Origin of the sequence: Serratia sp. JKS000199 (assembly GCF_900215455.1) — a bacterium.
Taxonomy (GTDB): Bacteria; Pseudomonadota; Gammaproteobacteria; order Enterobacterales; family Enterobacteriaceae; genus Serratia; species Serratia ureilytica.
Genome location: NZ_LT907843.1, coordinates 433,258 through 455,189, shown reverse-complemented (window position 1 = coordinate 455,189; position 21,932 = coordinate 433,258). Strand labels below are relative to the sequence as shown.

The window sequence follows — 21,932 nt, the reverse complement described above, 5'->3', positions numbered from 1 at the left end:
CAGCGCGCTCAGCGCAATAGGTCGGCCGGCGGCGAATATCATCCGCCCTGGCCGCATCGCCGCTGAGACACAACATGCGGGCAGGTAAACATGAAAGACTTCCAACAAGAAATCCGTGATATTTCCGGCTGGTTATCGAAAATCGGCGCCGACCCCAGCGGCGGCATGACGCGTTTGCTTTATACCCCGGAATGGATCGAAGCGCAGCACGCGTTGAAAAACGCCTTCGAGACCGCCGGGCTGAACACCCATTTTGATGCGGTCGGCAACCTGTTCGGCCGGCTGGAGGGCAGCAAATACCCCGACCAGGTGATTCTCTCCGGTTCGCACATCGACACGGTGGTCAACGGCGGCAACCTCGACGGCCAGTTCGGCATCGAAGCCGCCTTCATGGCGATCAAACACCTCAAGGATACCTACGGCCCGCCGCTGCGCAGCCTGGAAGTCATCGCGCTGGCGGAAGAAGAAGGCAGCCGCTTCCCCTATGTGTTTTGGGGCAGCAAGAACATCGTCGGCCTGGCCCGGCGGGAAGACGTGCAGCACATTACGGACGCCAAGGGCGTCGGCTTCGTCAACGCCATGCGCGACGCCGGCTTCGATTTCCCTCCGCCGCATCAGCCGCTGCGCAGCGACATCGCGGCCTTCGTCGAGATCCACATCGAGCAGGGCAAGGTGCTGGAAACCGAAGGCAAAACCATCGGCGTGGTGACCAGCATCGTCGGCCAACGGCGCTATGACGTGCGGCTGCAGGGCGAAGCCAACCACGCCGGCACCACCCCGATGAGCTACCGCCGGGATACCGTGCACGCCTTCAGCCGCATCTGCTGCGAATCGATCGCCAAGGCGCGCGCCGAAGGCGATCCGCTGGTGCTGACCTTCGGCAAGGTGGAGCCGAAGCCAAACACCGTCAACGTGGTGCCGGGCTTCACCCACTTCACCCTCGACTGCCGCCACACCGACCAAGCCGCGCTGCTGCGCTTCACGCAAGAGATCGAGCAGGATATCCAGCGCATCTGCGCCGAGATGGGCATCGAGGTCGAGATCGATCTGTGGATGGACGAAGCGCCGATCCCGATGAACGAACAGCTGGTGGCCTGCGTCAGCCGCCTGTGCGAAACGCAGCGGCTGAATTACCGCATGATGCACAGCGGCGCCGGGCACGACTCGCAAATCTTCGCCCCGCGCGTGCCGACGGTGATGATGTTCGTGCCGAGCATCGCCGGCATCAGCCATAACCCTGCGGAAAAAACCGCCGTCGCCGATCTGAACGAAGGGGTGAAAATCCTGGCGCAGACGCTGTATCAGCTGGCCTACACCGAACAGGGGGCCGAGGCATGAGCAACGACATCGACCCGCGCTACTGGAAAAAGATCGTCGTCGTGCTCTGTCTGGGCTGGGCGGTGATCTGGATCTACCGCACCGTCCTGACGCCGATCTTCCCCGAGATCCAACAAACCATCGGCGCGCACTCCAATGCGGAAATGGGGCTGATCGCCAGCTTCTACTTCTTCGCCTACACCGGGATGCAGATCCCGGCGGGCATCCTGGTGGACAAATTCGGCAAGAAGGTGGTGCTGATCCCGGGCTTCTGCCTGTTCATCATCGCCACGCTGCTGATCGGCAACGCCACCAGCCTGACCATGGTCTATGCCGGCAGCCTGCTGGCGGGCATGGGCTGCGGCTCTTATTACGGCTCGGCTTACTCCCTGTCGTCGGAGAATATCCCGCTGGAACGCCGTGGCCTGGCGACCGCGGTGATCAACAGCGGCTCGGCGCTCGGCATGGCGATCGGCCTGATCGCCTCCAGCCTGCTGGTGAAAAGCTTCAACATGAACTGGCAGATCATGCTGTTCATCATCACCGGCCTGCTGGTGGTGATGACGCTGGTGTTCGCCGTGGTCATCAAAGGCTCGCAGCCCCAAGCCCCGGTGGCCGTCAGCCAGACCGTTGCGCCGACGGCGATCGCGCCCGAAGAGGACGGCCAGGCCAGCGGCCTGTTCAGCCTCCGCATGATCTCCGCCTACGCGATGTACTTCGCCACCTGCTACGGCTACTACATGATAGTCACCTGGCTACCCTCGTTCCTGCAGCAGGAGCGCGGCTTTGAAGGGGTGGCCATCGGCTTCTCCTCCGCGCTGGTGGCGTTCGCCTCGGTGCCGGGCGCGCTGTTCTTCAGCCGCATGTCCGACCGTTTCCGCAACAAGAAGGTGCAGCTGATCATTTTCCTCGAGCTGTGCGCGGCGGTGATGCTGGTTTGCACCGTCATTTCGCCGGACTCCACCATGCTGCTGATCAGCCTGATCCTGTACGGGTTGCTGGGTAAGCTGGCGGTCGATCCGATCATGATCTCCTTTGTCGCCGACAACGCGCCGAAGAAAGGCTATGGCACCAGCTTCGGCGTGTTCAACTTCTTCGGCATGTCCTCGTCGGTGATCGCCCCCTTCCTCACCGGCGTGATCTCCGACAGCACCGGCTCCAAGGTGATGGGCTTTTACATCTCCGCCGCCATCCTGCTGGTGGGCACCGCCATTTTCTTCACTGTCAACGTCTTGATGAAACGCACTACGCCAACCCGAACGGCCACCGAGGCCTGACGGCGCTTTTTTACCGGGCGCCGCCGCGGCGCCCTTTCAACGATCAGGAGAATCAACGTGGGTTACTTCAACAATCAAACCGGTTATCCAACCGACATTCTGTCAACGCGCGCCATCATCAAACGCGGCAACTATGCGCTGATCCCGCCGAACGGCCTGGTGCGCAACGTCATTCCCGGTTTTGAAAACTGCGACGTCACCATCTTGTCGACGCCGAAACTGGGTGCCACTTTCGTCGATTATCTAGTGACGCTGCACGACTGCGGCCGCAACACCAAAGGCTTTGGCGGCGAAGAGCTCGAAACCTTCGTGTACGTCATCGACGGCGCCATCACCGCTTCCGCCGACGCCACCGACTACCCGCTGACCGCCGGCGGCTACCTTTACTGCCCGGCGGGCGTCACCCTGCGGCTGGAAAACGCCAACGGTGGCCAATCCAGCCGCCTGTTCCTCTACAAACGCCGCTATCAGCGCATCAAAGGCTACGAGGCGCACGTGGTCAGCAACAACGTCGCCAACCTGGAGCAGATCCACTACGAGGGCATGAGCGAGGTGATCCTGCAGGATCTGCTGCCGAAAGATCTGGGCTTCGACATGAATATGCACATCCTCTCCTTCGCCCCCGGCGCCAGCCACGGCTATATCGAAACCCACGTGCAGGAGCATGGCGCCTACATTCTCAGCGGTGCCGGCGTGTACAACCTGGACAATGAATGGATGCCGGTGAAGCAAGGCGACTACATCTTCATGGGCGCCTATGTGCAGCAGGCGGGCTATGCGGTGGGCCAGGAAACCTTCAGCTACATCTACTCCAAGGACTGCAACCGCGACGTCGAGCCGTAAGCGCTTCGCCGCCAAAACCAAGGCCACCTGCTCGCGCAGCGTGGCCTTCTTTTTTATCCCAAGCGCCGGCCGATGCGCATTGCGCGGGCGACGTTGGCAGCGCTGCGCTGCAGGTTGAGTTCCCCTTGCGACAGCGCGACCTCCAGCGTACTCAGACGCGGCAGAATGCTGAACATCGCGTCGATTCCCTGCGCGTGCAGCGCCTCTGCCCCTTCCTCCACCACGCCGGCCAACGCGATAACCGGCAGGCCGCGTGCCCGCGCCAGACGAGCGACGCCGGACAGCGCCTTGCCACCCAGCGTTTGGCTGTCGATGCGCCCTTCGCCGGTGACCAGCAGATCGGCCTCCGCCAGCGCCTGCTCCAGGCCCAGCGCCGCCATCACGATCTCGATGCCCGGCTTCAGCGTTGCACCGAGGAACACCTGGCAGGCGATCCCCATGCCGCCCGCCGCCCCGCCGCCGGCGACCTGCCGCACGTCGTGGCCGGTGCTCTGGCGGATCACCTCGGCATACTGCGCCAGCCCCTGTTCCAACTGCGCCACCATCACCGCCGTCGCGCCCTTCTGCGGCCCGAACACCGCAGCAGCGCCGCGCGGTCCCACCAGCGGATTGTCTACGTCGCAGGCGACCTCAATCCGGCACTGCCGCAGGCGTGCGTCCAGCATGCTGAGATCGATTCCGCTCAGCGTCACCAGCTCGCCGCCGCCCCACGGCAGCGTCTTGCCGTCCGGGCGGTAGAAACGCCCGCCCAGCGCCTGCACCATGCCGACGCCGCCATCCACCGTGGCGCTGCCGCCGATGCCGAGGATCAGGTGGCGAATGCCCTGATCCAGCGCATGCAGGATCAGTTCGCCGGTGCCGTAGCTGGTCGCCAGCAGCGGGTTACGGCGCTCCGCCGGCGTCAGCATCAGCCCACTGGCCGCCGCCATTTCGATCACCGCCGTCTTACCGTCGCCGCTGACGCCGTAAAACGCCGCCACCCGTTCCCCCAGCGGCCCCGTGGCGGTCACGCTCACCTTGCGCCCGCCGGTGGCGGCCACCAGCGCGTCCACCGTGCCTTCGCCTCCGTCGGCGATCGGCAGGCAGACGCACTCGGCCTCGGGATAAACTTCGTGAAAGCCGCGCGCGATCGCCCGCGCCGCCCGTTCTGCGCTGACGCTTTCTTTAAATGAATCCGGTGCAATAACAATTTTCATGATGCATCCTTTATTCGAGACGAAATAAAAATGGCCATGCCTTCCCCCGCTGAAATAATCAGATGAGAAATGCATGGCAAAATAAAATAAAACTGTTGCCGACTATTTAATGAAGATGAAGGAAAGTGTTATTTATTGACCCATTTCGCCGGCACGCTGTAGGTTAATAATGCTCCCAGTATCATCATTGTCGACAAAACGCACATCGCCGCCAAATTACTGTGTGTCAGCTGTTTGAAATAGCCGATGATATAAGGCGAAATAAATCCGCCGATATTGGCGATGGAATTGATGAGCGCAATGCCCGCCGCAGCGCAGGTGCCGGTAAAAATGGCGTTCGGCAGGCTCCAGAACAGCGGCGACGGCACCAGGCTCGAGGCCACCGCCACGCACAGCGCCGCCATCACCACGTGCTTATTGTCCGGGAACAGGCCGATAAAGATCAGCGACACCGCGGCGATACAGAACGGCACGATGATGTGCCAACGCCGCTCGCGATGCTTGTCCGAACTGCGCGCGGCCACCAGCATTGCCACCACCGCCAGCATGTACGGCAGCATGGTCAGCAACCCGATATCCATCACCGAGGTCACGCCGGTGTCGCGAATGATGGTCGGTACCCAAAACGCCAGCCCGCCTTGCCCCATCACGGTACAGAAGCAAATCAGCCACATTTTGGTGAACGCGGACGACCTCAGCATGCTTTTCATCGTCCACTCCTGCCCGCCGGCGGCGCCCTGACGCGGCGCGCTCTGCACCATATCCTCCTTGATTAGCGCCTTCTCCTGCGGGCTGAGCCACTTGGCGCTCTGATAGGTATTATCCAGGAAGTAAAAAATGACGATCGCGATCAACAGCGCGCGCGGGCCGCTGATAAAGAACAGCCACTGCCAGCCGGAGAGGTTCATCAGACCGTTCATGTGCTCGATGATCCAGCCGCACAGCGGGCCGCCGAGGATGTTGCTGACCGGGATGCCGCATACGAACAGCGCCGTCATCTTGGCGCGCTGGCTGGAGGGGAACCACAGCGTCAGGTAGAGGATCACGCCGGGGTAAAAGCCGGCTTCCGCCAGCCCCAGCAGAAAACGCGCCAGGTAGAATTGCCAGGGGTTAGTGATGAAGATGCTCAGCATCGAAATCGCCCCCCACACCACCATCAGCAACGCGATGATCTTTCTGGCGCCGTAGCGGCTCAGCAGAATATTGCTGGGCACCCCGGCGATGATATAGCCGATGAAAAATACCCCGGCCCCCAGCCCGTAAACGGCTTCAGCCATCGAGACGTTGCCGTTCAGAATATCGGGCATCATTTGGAATTTCGAAAACGAAATCCCCACCCGATCGAGATAACCGACGATATAGCTCACTAATAAAATGGGCATAATGCGCCAGGCGATTTTTCGATATAAACGTTTTTTGTCAGGGGCGGTAAGAATATCTTTGTCAATAACAGCATTATCGGTTGCCATATTCAGTGTCTCCTTGGGTTGGCATCCTGCTTTTTACTTTTTATTGTGCTGAATCATTTTTTTATTGGATTGGCGGGAACCCTCTTTATTTATCATAAAGAGGGCGTTATTAATGTCGAACATCTCTGATTCTAATGATAAGCCGGCGAATGAAACGCCGGCGGGCGCCTTAGCCGGCCACCCGGTGGTTGCCCATAATTTCCAGCGCCCGCACCAGCGCGGAGTGATCCAATTCGCCGTCGCCATTGGCGGCGCAGACGTTGAACAGCTCCTGGCAGGTGGCGGTATTCGGCAGGCTGAGCGCCAGCGCCTTCGCGCCCTGCAGCGCCAGGTTGAGATCCTTCTGGTGCAGCGAGATGCGGAATCCCGGCGCGAACGCCCGTTTGATCATCCGCTCGCCGTGCACCTCCAGAATGCGCGACGAGGCGAAGCCGCCCATCAGGGCTTCACGCACCCGGGCCGGATCGGCGCCAGCGCGCGAGGCGAAGACCAGTGCCTCGGAGACCGCTTCGATGGTCAGCGCCACGATGATTTGGTTGGCGACCTTGCAAGTTTGTCCGTCGCCGTTGCCACCGATCAGCGTGATATTCTTGCCCATTAGCGCCAGCAGCGGTTGCACTCGTTCGAAGGTCGCTTCCTCGCCGCCCACCATGATGGTCAACGTGCCCTGTTTGGCGCCCACTTCACCGCCGGAAACCGGCGCGTCCAGGTACTGGGCGCCCAGCTGGTTGATGCGCTGCGCGAACCGCTTGGTCTCCAGCGGTGAAATGGAGCTCATGTCCACCACCACTTTGCCATTCAGCTTGCCGGCGGCGCAGCCGCGTTCACCAAACAGCACCTCCTCCACCTGCGGCGTATCCGGCACCATGATGAAGATCACGTCCGCCTCATCCGCCACCTGCTGCGGATCGCGGCAGGCGATGGCCCCTTGCTGTAACAGCGCCGCCGGTACCTCATGCCGGGTATGGGCATAAAGCGTATGCCCGCCCGCCAACAGCTTTTCCGCCATTGGCGCGCCCATGATGCCCAGACCGATAAATCCCACGTTCATTTTCATCTCCTCAAGACAGGTATTTTTTAATCCATGACAGGCCGCTTTCCGTGGTGGCGAGCGGTTTGTATTCGCAGCCGATCCAGCCGCGATACCCCATGCGATCCAGCTGCGCGAAGATAAACTCGCAGTTGATTTCGCCGGTGCCCGGCTCGTGCCGCCCCGGGTTGTCGGCGACCTGAATGTGGTCGATCTTCGCCAGCAGGCGCTCAAGGGTCTGCGTCAGCTCTCCCTCCATGCGCTGCATGTGGTAAAGGTCGTACTGCAGATACAGGTTGGGGCTGCCGATCGCTTCGATCAGTTCGATCGCCTGCCGGGAGGTTTGCAGGTAGAACTGCGGCATGTCGTAGCGGTTGATCGGTTCGATCAGCAGACGGATATTCTGCCGCGCCAGGGTGTCAGCGGCGTAGCGCAGGTTCTCCTTCACCCGTTCGTCGGTGGTGTGGCGGCTGACGGCGGGATCCGGATTGCCGATCAGGCAGTTGATCCGATCGCAGCCCAGCGCCTGCGCATACTCGATCGCGCGCCCGACGCCATCGCGGAACTCCGCTTCACGCCCCGGCAAACAGGCGATGCCCCGTTCGCCCGCCGCCCAGTCACCGGCCGGCAGGTTGAACAGCACCTGATTCAGGCGATGCGCCTCCAGTTCGCTGCGCAGCGCGGCGATCGGGTAGTCGTAAGGGAACATATATTCCACCGCGCTGAAGCCCTGCTCTTTCGCCCGGCGGAAGCGCTGCAGGAAATCGACTTCGGTGAACAGCATGGACAGATTGGCTGAAAATTTCGGCATGGCGAGATTCCTCAACGGTAATCAAAGAAGTTGACCGAGGTCGGTGCGTCTTCCGGCGTTGCCGCCACCGGCTCAAACTCATTGACGTTATCCAGCTCGGTACCCATGGAGATATTGGTGACGCGCTCCAGGATGATTTCCACCACCACCGGCACCCGGTGCTGCTGCATCAGTTCCTGGGCCTGACGGAACGCCGGCGCGATCTCTTCCGGTTTGAACACCCGCAGCGCCTTGCAGCCCAGCCCTTCCGCCACCTTGACGTGATCGACACCGTACTCGCCAATTTCCGCGTTGTTGATGTTTTCAAACGACAGCTGCACGCAGTAATCCATATCGAACCCGCGCTGCGCCTGGCGGATCAGCCCCAGATAGGCGTTGTTCACCAACACGTGGATATAGGGCAGCTTGAACTGCGCGCCGACCGCCAGCTCTTCAATCATAAATTGGAAATCATAGTCGCCCGACAGCGCGACCACCTTGCGCTGCGGATCGGCGGCGCATACGCCCAGCGCCGCAGGCAGCGTCCAGCCCAGCGGGCCGGCCTGGCCGGCGTTGATCCAGTGACGCGGCTCGAAAACGTGCAGCATCTGCGCGGCGGCGATCTGCGACAGCCCGATGGTGGTGACATAGCAGGCGTCACGGCCGAAGGCGCGGTTCATCTCTTCATACACCCGCTGCGGCTTGACCGGCACGTTATCGAAGTGGGTTTTGCGCAGCAGCGTTTGCTTGCGCTGCAGACAGGCGGCGCACCAGGCGTCGCGATTCGGCAACTCGCCGCGCTCGAAGCGGCGCTGCGCCGCGTCCACCAGCATTTGCAGCGCGATGCGCGCATCGGAAACGATGCCCAGATCCGGACAGATCACCCGGCCAATCTGCGTCGGCTCGATATCGATATGCACCACCTTGCGCCCGGCGGTGTACTTGTCCACCGACCCGGTGTGGCGGTTGGCCCAGCGGTTGCCGATGCCGAACACCAGATCAGAATCCAGCAGGTTGGCGTTGCCGTAGCGGTGCGAGGTCTGCAGACCCGCCATGCCCGCCATCAGCGGATGATCGTCCGGAATGGCGCCCCAGCCCATCAGCGTCGGGATCACCGGCACGTTGCAGATCTCCGCCAGTTGCTGCAGCAGATCCGCCGCATCGGCGTTGTGAATGCCGCCGCCGGCGATGATCAGCGGCTTTTTCGCCGCGCACAGCAGATCCAGCGCTTTGTCGATCTGCGCCTGCGTAGCCGCCGGCTTATAGGCCGGCAACGACGAGTAGGTGTCCGGATCGAACTCGATCTCCGCCATCTGCACGTCGAAAGGCAGGTCGATCAGCACCGGGCCCGGCCGGCCGGAGCGCATCAGGTGGAACGCCTGTTGCAGCACGCGCGGCACCAGCGCCGGTTCCTGCACGGTGACCGCCATCTTGGTCACCGGCTTGGCGATCGATTCGATGTCTACCGCCTGAAAATCTTCTTTGTGCAAACGCGCGCGCGGCGCCTGGCCGGTAATGCACAGGATCGGGATCGAATCGGCGGAAGCGGAGTAAAGGCCGGTGATCATGTCGGTGCCCGCCGGGCCGGAAGTGCCGATACACACGCCGATGTTGCCGGCGGCGGCGCGGGTGTAACCTTCCGCCATGTGCGAGGCCCCTTCCACGTGCCGCGCCAGATAATGTTTGATGCCGCCGTGCCGCCGCATCGCATCGTAGAACGGGTTGATCGCCGCGCCGGGCACGCCGAACGCGGTGGTGATCCCTTCTTTTTCCAGCACGTGCATTGCCGCGTCTACCGCTCGCATAATTGCCATGTGATGCTCTCCTTAATTTATTGGAAAATTTTTCCAACTTAAAATTGCGGTCAAAAAAACCCGTTTGCTCATCAAACGGGGTGTCTTGCTCCGCGCCGGTTCAGCCCGGCGCGCGACGTTTACGCCTTGCTGCGCGATTCGCCCAGCGCGGCGCTGATGTCTCTGGCCACTTCCCCCACCAGTTCGCCCAACTCCTTGAACCGCTCCTTGCCGACCCGTGAACTGGGCCCGGAGATGGAGATGGCGGCGATCACGTTGTTGTTACGATCGAAAATCGCCGAAGCCAGGCAGTTCAGACCAAGCGCGTGCTCTTCATCATCGATGGTGTAGCCCTGCGCCAGCGACTGATGCAGATCCTTGCGCAACAGGTTCACGCTGGTCAGTGTCTTCGGCGTATAGGATTGCAGCCCCGAACGCACGATCAGATCCAGCATCTCTTCTTCCGCCAGCGGATACAGCAGCGCCTTGCCGGCGCCCGAGGCGTGCAGCGGCAAGCGGCTGCCCAGCGGCGCGCACATGCGCACCATCGCCTGACATTCGCATTGGCGAATCAGCACCGCATCAAAATTGTTGCGGATCGCCAGGTTGGCGGTCTCGCCGGACAACAGCATCAGCCGCCGCATGAACGGCCCGGCCACCGATACCACGTCGCGATCGTTCATGTAAGCGGAACCGACGGTGAACGACTGAATGCCGATATGCCACCAGCCCAGCTGTGGATCCTGAAAGACGAATTCCGATTTCTCCAGTACTTTCAATAATCTGAAGGTAGTGGACAGCGGCAGCTCCAGCTTTTCGGACAGCACGGAAACCGACGAGCTTCCCCCGGCGTTGGCCAGGTACTGGAGGATCTCCAGCCCGCGGTCCAACGCTTGCGCGCCTTTGGTGGCGCCGGCTTCGGTGGCGGGTCGTCCTTTCCTGCGTAATTCGGTCATTCAAGCTTCCTTTGTCTGTGACGGCATGGGTGACGCTATGATAAACGCCCTGCGCGGCGTGCGGCCAGCGCTATCCCAAAACTATGCGATACGGCTCCGGCAAGCGGCTAACCACGCAGTTGTCGGCGCCCGCTCGATCGATAGTGAAAAAGTCGGTGACCTTCGCATAGGCGAACAGCGGGTGATGCCAGACATTGCGATGATAGTTGATCCCCTGCTTGCCGTTGGTGATAAAAGCGCGCAGCGTGCCGACGGGGATGGTTTCGCCCGGTTCGGCGACGATCACTACGAAGCGTTCGCCGTTCATCGGCACAAAGGCCTGCGACGAGAGCGGATGCTTTTCCAACAGCGAAAAGGTCATCGGTAGCTCGCTGGGTTCCGCCCGGTTGATGCTGGCCAGCACCCGGTTGCCGTCGGATACCTCAATCTTGGCGAGGTCGTGATAACGCTCGGTTTTCCCGTCATTGATATGAAAGAAGCGCGAGCCCTCTATCTGCAATACATCGCCATAAGGCGCAAAGGCCGCCGGCGTTAATTCTTCGATGACTAAATCCATGTGATTCTCCAAAACGCATGACCCAGACGACGATTGAACGGCGATATTTCACCCAACGCCTTCACTCTAGACAGCGCGTGATGAATTTGACAGCATTTTTTTGGAAAATTTTTCCACAACAAGATCATCAGCACACTTTACGATCGAATAGACATATTAGTTGCCTTAAATCAATGAATTAAAAAAACGCCTCATTCATCATCGAGCGGAATGGGGCCGCGCACGTTCATCGCTATCGGATGATTCTGTGACCGGGATCGTGGGGTTGGGCTTTGCCGCTGCCTATCGCGCCGCAACATCAGTAGATTCTTCTCACCGATAACCGAAAAGGCGGTGTCAGCCAAGGACCCCACATGCTGGATCACGAAACCATTCGTTCGTTTATCAAAGTTGCCGAGTGCCAAAGCTTCTCGCGCGCGGCAGAATTGCTGCATAAAACCACCGCCACCATCAGCTACCGCATTAAAACGCTGGAAGAGAGCATCGGTACGCAGCTGTTTATCCGCACCACCCGCACCGTCAACCTGACGCCGGCCGGAGAGTATTTGCTGGAGCGCTGCCGCCAGTGGCACACCTGGCTGGACGCCATGCCGGGCGAACTGCGGCAAATCAACGACGGCGTAGAGCATCAGGTGAATATCGTGATCAACAACCTGCTGTACGACGCCGCCGCCGTAGCCGGGCTGTTGGCCCACCTGCACGACAAATACCCGTTCACCCAATTCCACATTTCCCGCCAGGTGTACATGGGCGTGTGGGACGCGCTGCTGAATGAGGACTGCCATCTGGCGATCGGCGCGGCGGGCAATGAATCGCTGGAAAACAGCATCAAGGTGCTACCGTTGGGCAAGATCGATTGGGTGTTCGCCATCTCGCCGACGCACCCGCTGGCCGCTGCCGCCGATCCGTTGAACGAAACGCAGCTGCGCCCTTACGCCGCGATCAACGTCGAAGATACCGCACGCCATCTGGCTAAACGCACCGCCTGGCTGCTGTCGGGCCAACAGGAGATCAAGGTGCCGGATCTGCGCACCAAGCTGGAGTGCCATCTGCGCGGCCTCGGGATCGGTTTTCTTCCGCGCCAACTGTGCCAAACTTATCTTGATAGCGGCGAGTTGGTGGCCAAGCAGCTCAAATATCCGCGCCAGCCCTCTCCCCTGTCCCTGGCCTGGTCCGACGCTCGCGGCGGCGAAGCGGTGCGTACCCTTATCAGCCTGTTCCAGACGCGGGATCCGCTGATCGCGGGTTTGGTCGGTGCCCTGGATTAAGTCGCGGTATCAGTAGGCATTTTTCCGGCGCTGTCGTAATATCTGTTTACATATGTCTGACAGGAGGTTTGCATGCTTACTTTTATTCCCATCGTGATCGTCGTCGCACTGATTGTGGTGTTCGCCGGCGTCAAAATTGTGCCGCAGGGGTTCCAATGGACGGTAGAACGCTTCGGCCGCTACACCAAGACGCTGATGCCGGGCCTGAACCTGGTGGTGCCGTTCATGGACCGCATCGGCCGCAAAATCAACATGATGGAGCAGGTGCTGGACATTCCTTCGCAGGAAGTGATTTCCCGCGATAACGCCAACGTCGCCATCGACGCGGTGTGCTTTATCCAGGTGGTCGATCCGGCGCGCGCCGCCTACGAGGTCAGCAACCTCGAACAGGCGATCGTCAACCTGACCATGACCAACTTCCGCACCGTGCTCGGCTCGATGGAGCTGGACGAAATGCTGTCGCAGCGCGACAGCATCAACAGCCGCCTGTTGCACATCGTCGATGAAGCGACCAACCCTTGGGGGGTGAAAATCACCCGTATCGAGATCCGCGACGTGCGGCCGCCGGCGGAACTGATCGCCTCGATGAACGCCCAGATGAAGGCCGAGCGCACCAAGCGCGCCGATATCCTCGAGGCGGAGGGGGTGCGTCAGGCGGCCATTCTGCGCGCCGAAGGGGAGAAGCAATCGCAGATCCTGAAGGCCGAGGGCGAGCGCCAGTCGGCGTTCCTGCAGGCGGAAGCGCGTGAACGCGCCGCCGAGGCCGAGGCGCGCGCCACCCAGTTGGTGTCCGACGCCATCGCCAGCGGCAACATTCAGGCGGTGAACTACTTCGTGGCGCAGAAATACACCGATGCGCTGCAGAAGATCGGTTCCTCCAACAACAGCAAGGTGGTGATGATGCCGCTGGACGCCAGCAGCCTGCTCGGCTCGATCGGCGGCATTACCGAACTGCTGAAAGAAAGCAAAGGCAAATAATCATGCTCGAACTGATCGCGGCGAATCCGCTGTGGTTCTGGCTCTCCCTCGGGGGCGTGTTGCTGGCGGCGGAAATGCTCGGCGCCGGCGGCTACCTGCTGTGGAGCGGCGTGGCGGCGCTGTTGGTCGGCGCCTTGATCTGGCTGCTGCCACCGCTTTCCTGGGAATGGCAAGGCGTGATCTTCGCCGTCCTGACCGTCGTCGTCGCCTATCTGTGGTGGTACTGGCTGCGTCGCCGCCCGGCGGCCGCATCCGGCGGTTCGCCGGTGCTCAACCAGCGCAACCGTCAGTTGATCGGCACCCGCGCCACGCTGACGGAGCCGATGCACAACGGCATGGGGCGCATTAATATCGGTGACAGCAGCTGGCGCGCGCAGGCGGCGGAAGATCTGCCCGCCGGCACCGAAGTGGAAGTGGTGGCGGTGGAAGGGGTCACGCTGGTGATCCGCGCCATCAGCCGTTAATTAGAACGACAACACCCCGCCAGGTTATTGATGATGGGGCACTCCGCCCCCTCGTCGCCCGGGCATTGTTCCGCCAGCGTCAACAGGCGCTGGCGCATGTTTCCCAGCTCGCTGATGTGCTTTTCGATCTCCGCCACCTTCTGCAGCGTGCGCGCCTTCACGTCGGCGCTGTGGCGGGCCGGATCGTTGAACAACGCTACCAGCTCGCGGCACTCGTCCAGGTTGAAGCCCACCTGCCGCGCCTGACGCAGCAGCGTCAGCTCGTCGACATGCTTGGCGGAATAGTGGCGGTAACCGTTGTCGCTGCGGATCGGAGCGGTAATCAACGCTTTCTCTTCGTAAAAACGAATCGTCTTGCTGGTTAAACCGGTTTTTTTCGCGACGTCGCTAATATTCACTTTCCCTCCTTGACCTTACCCTTGCTGGAAGGTTTAAGCTCCATTCTTAGTGAAAACAGGTCCGGCGGTCAACCTTTAAACACCGCCTTTACGCAAGGAGTTCAATCATGTCACACACCACTATGCTGGCATTGCAGGGGCTGTCCTGCATGAACTGCGCGCAGCGGGTGAAAAAAGCCCTGGAAAGCCGCAGCGATGTCGAACAGGCGGAGGTTAACGTCCATTACGCCAAAGTGACCGGCGAAGCGCCGGACAGCGCGCTGATCGACAGCGTGATCGCCGCCGGTTATCAGGCAGAAGTCGCGCCGCGCGCCGACACCGAATTACAGCTGAGCGGCCTGAGCTGCATGCACTGCGTCGGCAGCACCCGCAAGGCGCTGGAAGCGGTGCCGGGGGTGTTCGCCGCCGACGTCGAGATCGACAACGCGAAAGTGTACGGCGATGCCGATCCGCAGGCGCTGATCGCCGCGGTGGAACATGCCGGTTATCACGCCAGCGTGGCGGGCGCCGTCGTCCCAAAAACTGAGCCGTTGACTGACGCAACACCTTCGTTGCCGGACGTTCAGCCAGCGGCGCAGCCTTCTCTTCCGGCAACCGACAGCGCGGACGACAGCGTACAGCTGCTGCTCAGCGGCATGACCTGCGCCAGCTGCGTCAATAAGGTGCAGCAGGCGCTGCAAAGCGTTCCCGGCGTGGAGCATGCGCGCGTCAACCTGGCGGAGCGCAGCGCGCTGGTGACCGGCGCCGCCGATGCGCAGGCGCTGGTGGCGGCGGTGGAAAAAGCCGGCTACGGCGCCGAGATGATTCAGGACGAAACCGAACGCCGCGAACGTCAGCAACAGACCGCACGCGCCAACATGAAGCGCTTTAGCTGGCAGGCGGCGCTGGGGCTGGCGTTGGGTATCCCACTGATGGCCTGGGGGCTGTTCGGCGGCAGCATGACGCTGACGCCGGAAACCCAGCGCCCCTGGCTGCTGGTCGGCGTCATTACCCTGGCGGTGATGGTGTTCGCCGGCGGGCACTTCTACCGCAACGCCTGGCGCGCATTGATGAACGGCAGCGCCACCATGGATACCCTGGTGGCGCTCGGCACCGGCGCCGCCTGGCTCTATTCGATCGCCGTCAACATTTGGCCCGATTTCTTCCCGATGGAGGCGCGTCACCTCTATTACGAGGCCAGCGCGATGATCATCGGTTTGATCAACCTCGGCCATGCGCTGGAACAGCGCGCCCGCCAGCGTTCTTCGCAGGCGCTGGAGCGGCTGCTCGATCTGACGCCGCCCACCGCGCGGCTGGTGACTGACGACGGCGAGCGCGATATTCCGCTGGCGGAGGTGCAGCTCGGCATGACGCTGCGGCTGACCACCGGCGATCGCGTGCCGGTCGACGGTGAAATCGTGCAGGGCGAAGTCTGGCTTGATGAAGCGATGCTGACCGGCGAAGCGGTGCCGCAGCAAAAAGGCCCCGGCGACACGGTGCATGCCGGGACGGTAGTCGACGACGGCAGCGTGCTGTTCCGCGCCGCCGCCATCGGCAGCCAAACCACGCTGGCGCGCATCATTAAGCTGGTACGTCAGGCGCAGAGCAGTAAGCCGGCGATTGGCCAACTGGCCGACCGCGTCTCGGCGGTGTTCGTGCCGGCGGTGGTGGCGATCGCCCTGTTCAGCGCGGCGGTGTGGTACTTCTTTGGTCCGCAGCCGCAGCTGGTCTATACGCTGGTGATCGCCACCACGGTGCTGATCATCGCCTGCCCATGTGCGTTGGGATTGGCGACGCCGATGTCGATCATCTCCGGCGTGGGCCGCGCGGCGGAATTCGGCGTGCTGGTGCGCGACGCCGACGCCCTGCAGCAGGCCAGCCAGTTGGACACCCTGGTGTTCGATAAAACCGGCACCCTGACGGAAGGGAAACCGCAGGTGGTGGAGATCCTGACCTTCAATCAGGTCAGCGAACAGCAGGCGCTCGGCTGGGCCGCCGCGCTGGAACAAGGCTCCAACCACCCGCTGGCGCGCGCCATCATGGAACGCGCCGCCGGGCAAACGCTGCCGCAGGTGGCGCAGTTCCGCACCCTGCGCGGCGCCGGCGTCAGCGGGGAGATCGACGGCGTGCAGGTGCTGCTGGGCAACGCCGCGCTGCTGAAACAACATCAGGTCGCGGCCGACGAACTGGAGGCGCCGATGCGTGCCCAGGCCGAACGCGGCGTGACGCCGGTGCTGCTGGCCGTTGACGGTAAACCGGCTGCGCTGTTCGCCATTCGCGATCCGCTGCGCGAGGACAGCGTAGCGGCGCTGCAGCGCCTGCACCAGCAGGGATATCAGCTGGTGATGCTGACCGGCGACAACCCGGTGACCGCCAACGCCATCGCCAAAGAGGCCGGTATCGATCGGGTGATTGCCGGCGTGCTGCCGGACGGCAAAGCGGCGGCGATCAAACAGCTGCAGGCGCAGGGCCAACGCGTGGCAATGGTCGGCGACGGCATCAACGACGCCCCGGCGCTGGCGCAGGCCGACGTGGGCATCGCGATGGGCGGCGGCAGCGACATCGCCATCGAGACCGCCGCCATCACCCTGATGCGTCACAGCCTGCACGGGGTGGCGGATGCGGTGGAACTGTCGAAGGCCACGCTGCGCAACATGAAGCAGAACCTGTTCGGCGCCTTTATCTACAATACGCTGGGCATTCCGATCGCCGCCGGCGTGCTCTATCCGCTGACCGGCACGCTGCTCAGCCCGGTGGTGGCGGGCGCGGCGATGGCGCTGTCGTCCATTACCGTGGTCAGCAACGCCAACCGGCTGCTGCGTTTTAAACCCAGGAAGTAAGCTCCGGGGCGCCGTCAAGGCGCCCCGCTGTTTTCCGGGCTTCCCTGCGCGGCGGATAGCGTTTAGCATGAATGACGATTTTCCCTCGCCTTGCACGCGAAAACGCGCACCCGTTATTCAGGAGCCACGCCGTATGGGTCAACTGTTACGCCGCCTCGCCGCCTTTCTCGGCCTGATCTCGCCCAAAAGTTACGCTTATCCGGCGCTGGACATCACTCTGCCGGGCGAGCGTCGGCTCCATCTGGTGGGCAGCATCCATATGGGCACCGTCGATATGGCGCCGCTGCCGCCCCGGCTGGCCGCCCGGCTGCAACAGGCCGACGCGCTGATCGTCGAAGCCGATATCACCGGCGCCGCCTCCCCTTTCGACCACGCAGAGCAACAGCCGGAGCTGGAACAGCGCCTGTCCGCCGAAGAATATCAACAGCTGCTGGCGCTGTGCCACGAACTGGGCGCCGATCCGCACGCCTTCGCCACCCTGCCCGGCTGGCAGGTGGCGCTGATGATGCAGGCGCGGCAGGCTCAGCGTCTGGGGCTGCGCGCAGAGTACGGCGTAGATTATCAGCTGCTGCAGGCCGCCAGAGCGCAGGACAAACCGGTGATCGAACTCGAGGGGGCGCAGCAGCAGTTGGCGCTGCTGGAACAGCTGCCGGAAGGCGGCATCGCGCTGCTGCGCGATACGCTGGAGCATTGGCATACCAACGCGCGGCTGCTGCAAACCATGGTGAGCTGGTGGCTGGACGCCAAACCGCGCGGCACGCTGGACACGCTGCCGGCCACCTTCAGCGCCGGGCTTTACGACGTGCTGATGCATCAACGCAATCGCGACTGGCGGCGTCAGCTGGAGGCGCTGCCGGCCGGAGACTATGTGGTGGCGGTTGGCGCATTGCACCTGTATGGCGAGGATAACCTGCCGGCGATGCTGCAGCCGCAGGGGTAAAAAAGTGGCCAATATCGCTATTGGCCAGTCAAAGAGGAATTTCTTGTATTCTAGTTATACGCATAGCAACCGTGTTAACGGTTACAGTAAACAGGGTAGCAACCCGGTGAATATCTTGGCAACCCGCTTTATGTAACAGCCGCTCAGGTTGCCGGGCTGGTTGGATTTTTGTATTTTTAAGGCTGGTTATCACCCTTTCCCCGCCGGGGACATTTTGGACAACACATCATGACGCCCGCAGTCGTTCTGCTTGAGAAACAAAAGGTCGCCTTCACCCTCCATCCTTATCACCACGACAGCGACGAAACCAACTTCGGCGATGAGGCGGTGAGAAAGCTGGGGCTGGATGCCGATCGGGTTTACAAAACCTTGCTGGTGGCGCTGAACGGCGACGCCAAACACCTGGCGGTGGCGGTCACGCCGGTCGCAACCCAGTTGGATCTGAAAAAGGTTGCCCGCGCCCTCGGCGCCAAAAAGGCCGAGATGGCCGATCCGCAGCTGGCGCAGCGCGTCACCGGGTATCTGGTGGGCGGCATCAGCCCGCTGGGGCAGAAAAAACGGCTGCCGACGGTGATCGACAGCCCGGCGCAAGCGTTCGCTACCATTTACGTTTCCGGCGGCAAACGCGGGCTGGATATCGAGCTGGCCGCCGCCGATCTGTGCCGCCTGCTGGCCGGCAGCTTCGCCGACATCGCCAAACGCGACTGACGCCGCGTACTCAGCGGCACACCACCGTGGCGTCACAGGCCGCCAGCGTTTCCACCAGGCGGTCCTCCAGTGCCTTCACCTGCGCGCCGGGCACCAGATAGTTATTGCTGATGATGGCGAACGCCAGCGGCCGCCCGGTCGCCGAATCGACATAGCCGCTGAGCGACGATACGCCGGTCATGGAACCGCTCTTGGCGTGAGCGCGCCCCGCCGCCGCGCTTTTCACCATGCGGTTACGCAGCGTGCCGCCCACCAGCAACCCCGGCTCGCCCGCAACGGGCAAGGCGCGATACCAGTCGGCGAACCACGGCTGTTTTCTGGCCGCCAGCAGCAGCGTCGTCAGCTGTTGCGGCGTGATCTGGTTCATGCGCGACAGCCCTGAACCGTCCACCTGGCGATACGCGTCGGCCGCGATGCCCTGGCTTTGCACAAATCCGTTTATCGCCTGAAGGCCGGCGGCCCAATCCCCTTTGTCCTGCGTCTTGCGGCCCATCGCCTTGGTCAATATCTCGCCGTAGCCGTTATTGGACACTTTCAGGAAGGTGACGACCAGGCGGGAGAGCGGCGGCGAGGTTTTTTGCGCCAGCAGCTGTGCGCCGGCCGGTGTCACGCCCTCTTCAGCGTTGCCGCGCAGGGTGATGCCGTGCGCGCGCAGAGCATGTTGCAATAAAGCGCCGACGACGAGGGCCGGTTGATCGACGGTAATCAATCGCGAGCTGGCCTCCGCCTGTGCGGCGATGGTGCCGCTGACCACGATCCGGTTGCTGCCCGGCCGGCGCTCGTACGTCAGCGCGGTGTCACTGCCGGTGGTGGTGCGATTGACCAGCGTCACCGCGTCATTGGCGGGATAGAAGCTCGCCCGTCCCGGCGCGCCGGCGCGAGCACCCGGCCGCACATCCACCTGCACCACGTTGATATCGCCGCCGGGGGTAAAGGCGTAGTTCAGCGCCGAGATCGGCGCAGCGAAGGCGAAGGGTTCATCGTCCCAGCTCCACCCGGCGCCGAATGGCGTTTGATCGAAGGCGCTGGCGTCCAGCAACAACCGCCCCTGTATATGACGGATGCCGCGCTGCGCCAGCGCCGCGGCGAAGGTGTCGAGATCGTCGGGATGCAACGTCGGATCGCCGCTGCCCTGCAGATAGAGATCCCCGTGCAACGTGTCGCCGCGCTGCTCGCCGGTGGTCAGCAGCCGGGTTTCAAACCGGTAATCCGCCCCCAGCACGCCGAACGCCGCCAGAGAAGTGAAGATCTTCATGTTGGAAGCCGGCGCCAGGCGCTGCTCCGCGTGCGCCTGATACAGCACGGTGCCGCTCTCGGCATCGCGCACCATTACGCCGCTCGACGCGCCAACCAGCGCCTTGTCCTGGCTAAGGACCACCAACGCCTGGCTGAGCGTTTGCTCATGGCGTTGGCCGGATGACGAACACCCCGCCAGCGCCAGGATGGCGGGCAGTAGCCAGCCTGCGGTTTTCAACATGTCATCTTCCTGTTTGCGTTATCAAAACCAAATTGTCGCTCAGGCTATCATTGGAAGGCGGCGGCGTCCTGTTTTCCATTCACTGAACAACGATTTTTGCCTGCTGATATTATAAAACAAACAATAATAAGAATTGCTAAACAATCCAGGCGATAAAGTTTGAATATGAACTATATTATGTGAAATAACCTTTAATATAATGTTAATGTTTTTAATGTGTCGTGTTGACAATATACAAAGCCAAAGCTATCGTTACTCCCCATTAAAACTGACAACCTATTATTAATAACAATTTACCTATATGAATTTTAAAATGTGATCTCACTCACTGACTTCCATAGGGAATAACACGCCATGTCTGCAAAAACAGGGCCCGATGGTCATCAAGTTATTTTTGATGGCGCGGGCATCGGTGACTTTTGTCCTGAAACGTCGCTGCTTGAAAACTTTGAAAGATTAAATATCGACATTCCCAACCTATGCCGCAAGGGGAGGTGCGGCTGTTGCAAATTACTTCTTATCAGCGGAAATATACGCCATGAAAAACAGAGTGCCTTATGCGAAGAGGAGTTGGAAGAGAATATTATTCTGGCCTGCTGCGCCTATTCACAATCGGATATTGAAATAGAACTCTATTAATAAGGATCCACCGATGAGCCTCATTGAAACCACGTTGAAAAAATGGGATCGCGCCGCGATTGTCCGCTCCCGTCCCCGCCGCCTTCTCAACGAACAGGACAGCCAATCAACCCTTTTCTTCCCCCTCGAACGTCTGCCGCTGTGTCTCCATCCGCGCGTTGCCGCACTCGGTGAACAAGCATTGCGCTATATCCAGGTACAAACCCTCTACCACTACCTGAATGGCATCGCCAACATCGAGTTGGATATCATCAATGATTCCAGTTACAAGCTCTACAAAAACGCGGTCGGCGTAGACTTTCCGCTTGAAATGCGCTTAGACGCGCTGACCGTGGTCGTGGATGAGTCCTATCACGCCCTGGTGGCGCTGGATCTGATCAATCAGGTAGAGCAGATGACATCCATTGCGCCGCTGCCGATGCCAAAAGACACCGAGGCCTCCTATGCCCTGGCGCAATCGTTGGCAATGGGGGACGAACGGCTGCGCGAACTGCTGCGACTGGTTTGCGTGTCCCTGTCGGAGCAGGCGCTGACGACCGATCTGATCGATGTGATCAACAACGAAGATATTTTCCCGACCTTCTATCTGGTGATGAAAGATCACGTTGCGGATGAAGGCCGCCATGCTCGCTTCTCACAGCAGGTGCTGAGCCATATCTGGCGCCACAGCGACGCGGCGACCAAGCAAGCGTTGCAACAACCGATTTTGGCTTTCCTAGAAGGCTACGCAACCGACGCTATCGCCAAAGATTTCAGCACCTGCATGTTGCGCCAACTCGGACTGACAGAAGCGGAAATTATCGACATCATCGCAGATACTTATCCAGCAACGCATGTTAAACCGTGGGAAACCAATAATATCGTCACGGAGCAAATGTTGGTGGCGCTGAATAAATCGGGCATTCTGGCTGATCTGCCTATCGCCGATGCGCTGCATGCAAAAATCTAATTGACCGATATAAAAACTCAGCATATTTGATATTCCGCAAGGGAAACCATTATTCTCAGGAAGCA

20 protein-coding genes are annotated in these 21,932 nt (G+C 61.2%); 11 read left to right on the top strand and 9 right to left on the bottom strand.

Annotation, left to right across the window (positions count from 1 at the left end; genetic code table 11):
* Positions 1-90 precede the first annotated feature (90 nt).
* Genes allC through allE form a run of 3 tightly spaced genes read left to right on the top strand, consistent with a single transcriptional unit; the run spans position 91 to position 3,437 of the window.
* Complete coding sequence (gene allC, locus CPH57_RS02205) at positions 91-1,338, top strand: allantoate deiminase (protein ID WP_096241986.1); 1,248 nt, start codon at positions 91-93, stop codon at positions 1,336-1,338.
* Positions 1,335-2,594, top strand: coding sequence for an MFS transporter (locus tag CPH57_RS02200; protein ID WP_096241985.1), 1,260 nt, complete (start codon positions 1,335-1,337; stop codon positions 2,592-2,594). The genes allC and CPH57_RS02200 overlap by 4 nt, the downstream gene beginning before the upstream one ends.
* A gap of 57 nt (positions 2,595-2,651) precedes the next feature.
* A complete protein-coding gene (gene allE / locus CPH57_RS02195; protein WP_096241984.1) occupies positions 2,652-3,437 on the top strand; it encodes a (S)-ureidoglycine aminohydrolase in 786 nt (261 codons plus the stop codon).
* 53 nt (positions 3,438-3,490) lie between these two features.
* Here allE and CPH57_RS02190 read toward each other — a convergent pair whose 3' ends face one another.
* From CPH57_RS02190 to CPH57_RS02160, 7 genes are all read right to left on the bottom strand, one after another.
* Positions 3,491-4,633, bottom strand: a complete 1,143-nt coding sequence (locus CPH57_RS02190; protein WP_096241983.1) for a glycerate kinase — start codon at positions 4,631-4,633, stop codon at positions 3,491-3,493.
* A 128-nt stretch (positions 4,634-4,761) separates the two neighbouring features.
* The gene (locus CPH57_RS02185) at positions 4,762-6,015 is read right to left on the bottom strand and encodes an MFS transporter (protein ID WP_230358653.1); all 1,254 of its coding nucleotides are present in this window, start codon (positions 6,013-6,015) and stop codon (positions 4,762-4,764) included.
* A 256-nt stretch (positions 6,016-6,271) separates the two neighbouring features.
* Entirely contained in the window at positions 6,272-7,153 is an 882-nt protein-coding gene (gene glxR, locus CPH57_RS02180; RefSeq protein ID WP_047025733.1) for a 2-hydroxy-3-oxopropionate reductase, read from the bottom strand.
* 10 nt (positions 7,154-7,163) lie between these two features.
* Positions 7,164-7,943, bottom strand: coding sequence for a hydroxypyruvate isomerase (gene hyi, locus CPH57_RS02175; RefSeq protein ID WP_096241981.1), 780 nt, complete (start codon positions 7,941-7,943; stop codon positions 7,164-7,166).
* Positions 7,944-7,954: 11 nt separating this feature from the next.
* Positions 7,955-9,736, bottom strand: a complete 1,782-nt coding sequence (gcl, locus tag CPH57_RS02170) for a glyoxylate carboligase (RefSeq protein WP_096241980.1) — start codon at positions 9,734-9,736, stop codon at positions 7,955-7,957.
* Positions 9,737-9,855: 119 nt separating this feature from the next.
* The gene (gene allR / locus CPH57_RS02165) at positions 9,856-10,671 is read right to left on the bottom strand and encodes an HTH-type transcriptional repressor AllR (RefSeq protein WP_038875050.1); all 816 of its coding nucleotides are present in this window, start codon (positions 10,669-10,671) and stop codon (positions 9,856-9,858) included.
* Positions 10,672-10,741: 70 nt separating this feature from the next.
* Positions 10,742-11,227, bottom strand: coding sequence for an ureidoglycolate lyase (locus tag CPH57_RS02160; RefSeq protein ID WP_047025736.1), 486 nt, complete (start codon positions 11,225-11,227; stop codon positions 10,742-10,744).
* Positions 11,228-11,580: 353 nt separating this feature from the next.
* On the opposite strand from CPH57_RS02160, the gene allS reads away from it, so the two are divergent.
* The 3 genes from allS (at position 11,581) to CPH57_RS02145 (ending at position 13,937) form a co-directional block, all read left to right on the top strand.
* Positions 11,581-12,495 (top strand): HTH-type transcriptional activator AllS, encoded by a 915-nt coding sequence (allS, locus tag CPH57_RS02155; protein WP_096241979.1) that lies wholly within the window; start codon positions 11,581-11,583, stop codon positions 12,493-12,495.
* A gap of 72 nt (positions 12,496-12,567) precedes the next feature.
* A complete protein-coding gene (locus tag CPH57_RS02150; protein ID WP_004940203.1) occupies positions 12,568-13,473 on the top strand; it encodes an SPFH domain-containing protein in 906 nt (301 codons plus the stop codon).
* A gap of 2 nt (positions 13,474-13,475) precedes the next feature.
* Positions 13,476-13,937, top strand: coding sequence for an NfeD family protein (locus CPH57_RS02145; RefSeq protein ID WP_033642133.1), 462 nt, complete (start codon positions 13,476-13,478; stop codon positions 13,935-13,937).
* Here the strand turns inward: CPH57_RS02145 and cueR are convergent.
* Positions 13,934-14,335 (bottom strand): Cu(I)-responsive transcriptional regulator, encoded by a 402-nt coding sequence (gene cueR / locus CPH57_RS02140; RefSeq protein ID WP_033642132.1) that lies wholly within the window; start codon positions 14,333-14,335, stop codon positions 13,934-13,936. The two genes, CPH57_RS02145 and cueR, sit on opposite strands and share 4 nt — an antisense overlap.
* 107 nt (positions 14,336-14,442) lie before the next feature.
* On the opposite strand from cueR, the gene copA reads away from it, so the two are divergent.
* The 3 genes from copA to ybaK all read left to right on the top strand — a co-directional run bounded on the left by copA (position 14,443) and on the right by ybaK (position 18,802).
* The gene (copA, locus tag CPH57_RS02135) at positions 14,443-17,154 is read left to right on the top strand and encodes a copper-exporting P-type ATPase CopA (RefSeq protein WP_033651123.1); all 2,712 of its coding nucleotides are present in this window, start codon (positions 14,443-14,445) and stop codon (positions 17,152-17,154) included.
* A 133-nt stretch (positions 17,155-17,287) separates the two neighbouring features.
* Positions 17,288-18,094 (top strand): TraB/GumN family protein, encoded by an 807-nt coding sequence (locus tag CPH57_RS02130; RefSeq protein ID WP_096241978.1) that lies wholly within the window; start codon positions 17,288-17,290, stop codon positions 18,092-18,094.
* 228 nt (positions 18,095-18,322) lie between these two features.
* Positions 18,323-18,802, top strand: a complete 480-nt coding sequence (gene ybaK / locus CPH57_RS02125; RefSeq protein WP_004940240.1) for a Cys-tRNA(Pro)/Cys-tRNA(Cys) deacylase YbaK — start codon at positions 18,323-18,325, stop codon at positions 18,800-18,802.
* Positions 18,803-18,812: 10 nt separating this feature from the next.
* Here the strand turns inward: ybaK and dacB are convergent, their stop codons facing one another.
* Positions 18,813-20,279 carry a D-alanyl-D-alanine carboxypeptidase/D-alanyl-D-alanine-endopeptidase gene (gene dacB, locus CPH57_RS02120; RefSeq protein WP_096241977.1) on the bottom strand — a complete coding sequence of 489 codons (1,467 nt, stop codon included), beginning with the start codon at positions 20,277-20,279 and terminating at the stop codon, positions 18,813-18,815.
* Between the two features lie 354 nt (positions 20,280-20,633).
* Here dacB and CPH57_RS02115 point away from each other — a divergent pair, with 354 nt between their 5' ends.
* Complete coding sequence (locus tag CPH57_RS02115) at positions 20,634-20,918, top strand: 2Fe-2S iron-sulfur cluster binding domain-containing protein (protein ID WP_096241976.1); 285 nt, start codon at positions 20,634-20,636, stop codon at positions 20,916-20,918.
* A 13-nt stretch (positions 20,919-20,931) separates the two neighbouring features.
* Entirely contained in the window at positions 20,932-21,867 is a 936-nt protein-coding gene (locus CPH57_RS02110; RefSeq protein WP_096241975.1) for a diiron oxygenase, read from the top strand.
* Positions 21,868-21,932 lie beyond the last annotated feature (65 nt).

Coding starts and splice junctions, on each gene's coding strand:
- allC (WP_096241986.1), top strand. CDS start 91: ATGAAAGACTTCCAACAAGAAATCCGTGATATTTCCGGCTGGTTATCG.
- CPH57_RS02200 (WP_096241985.1), top strand. CDS start 1,335: ATGAGCAACGACATCGACCCGCGCTACTGGAAAAAGATCGTCGTCGTG.
- CPH57_RS02190 (WP_096241983.1), bottom strand. CDS start 4,633: ATGAAAATTGTTATTGCACCGGATTCATTTAAAGAAAGCGTCAGCGCA.
- CPH57_RS02185 (WP_230358653.1), bottom strand. CDS start 6,015: ATGCCCATTTTATTAGTGAGCTATATCGTCGGTTATCTCGATCGGGTG.
- glxR (WP_047025733.1), bottom strand. CDS start 7,153: ATGAACGTGGGATTTATCGGTCTGGGCATCATGGGCGCGCCAATGGCG.
- hyi (WP_096241981.1), bottom strand. CDS start 7,943: ATGCCGAAATTTTCAGCCAATCTGTCCATGCTGTTCACCGAAGTCGAT.
- gcl (WP_096241980.1), bottom strand. CDS start 9,736: ATGGCAATTATGCGAGCGGTAGACGCGGCAATGCACGTGCTGGAAAAA.
- allR (WP_038875050.1), bottom strand. CDS start 10,671: ATGACCGAATTACGCAGGAAAGGACGACCCGCCACCGAAGCCGGCGCC.
- CPH57_RS02160 (WP_047025736.1), bottom strand. CDS start 11,227: ATGGATTTAGTCATCGAAGAATTAACGCCGGCGGCCTTTGCGCCTTAT.
- allS (WP_096241979.1), top strand. CDS start 11,581: ATGCTGGATCACGAAACCATTCGTTCGTTTATCAAAGTTGCCGAGTGC.
- CPH57_RS02150 (WP_004940203.1), top strand. CDS start 12,568: ATGCTTACTTTTATTCCCATCGTGATCGTCGTCGCACTGATTGTGGTG.
- CPH57_RS02145 (WP_033642133.1), top strand. CDS start 13,476: ATGCTCGAACTGATCGCGGCGAATCCGCTGTGGTTCTGGCTCTCCCTC.
- copA (WP_033651123.1), top strand. CDS start 14,443: ATGTCACACACCACTATGCTGGCATTGCAGGGGCTGTCCTGCATGAAC.
- CPH57_RS02130 (WP_096241978.1), top strand. CDS start 17,288: ATGGGTCAACTGTTACGCCGCCTCGCCGCCTTTCTCGGCCTGATCTCG.
- ybaK (WP_004940240.1), top strand. CDS start 18,323: ATGACGCCCGCAGTCGTTCTGCTTGAGAAACAAAAGGTCGCCTTCACC.
- dacB (WP_096241977.1), bottom strand. CDS start 20,279: ATGTTGAAAACCGCAGGCTGGCTACTGCCCGCCATCCTGGCGCTGGCG.
- CPH57_RS02115 (WP_096241976.1), top strand. CDS start 20,634: ATGTCTGCAAAAACAGGGCCCGATGGTCATCAAGTTATTTTTGATGGC.
- CPH57_RS02110 (WP_096241975.1), top strand. CDS start 20,932: ATGAGCCTCATTGAAACCACGTTGAAAAAATGGGATCGCGCCGCGATT.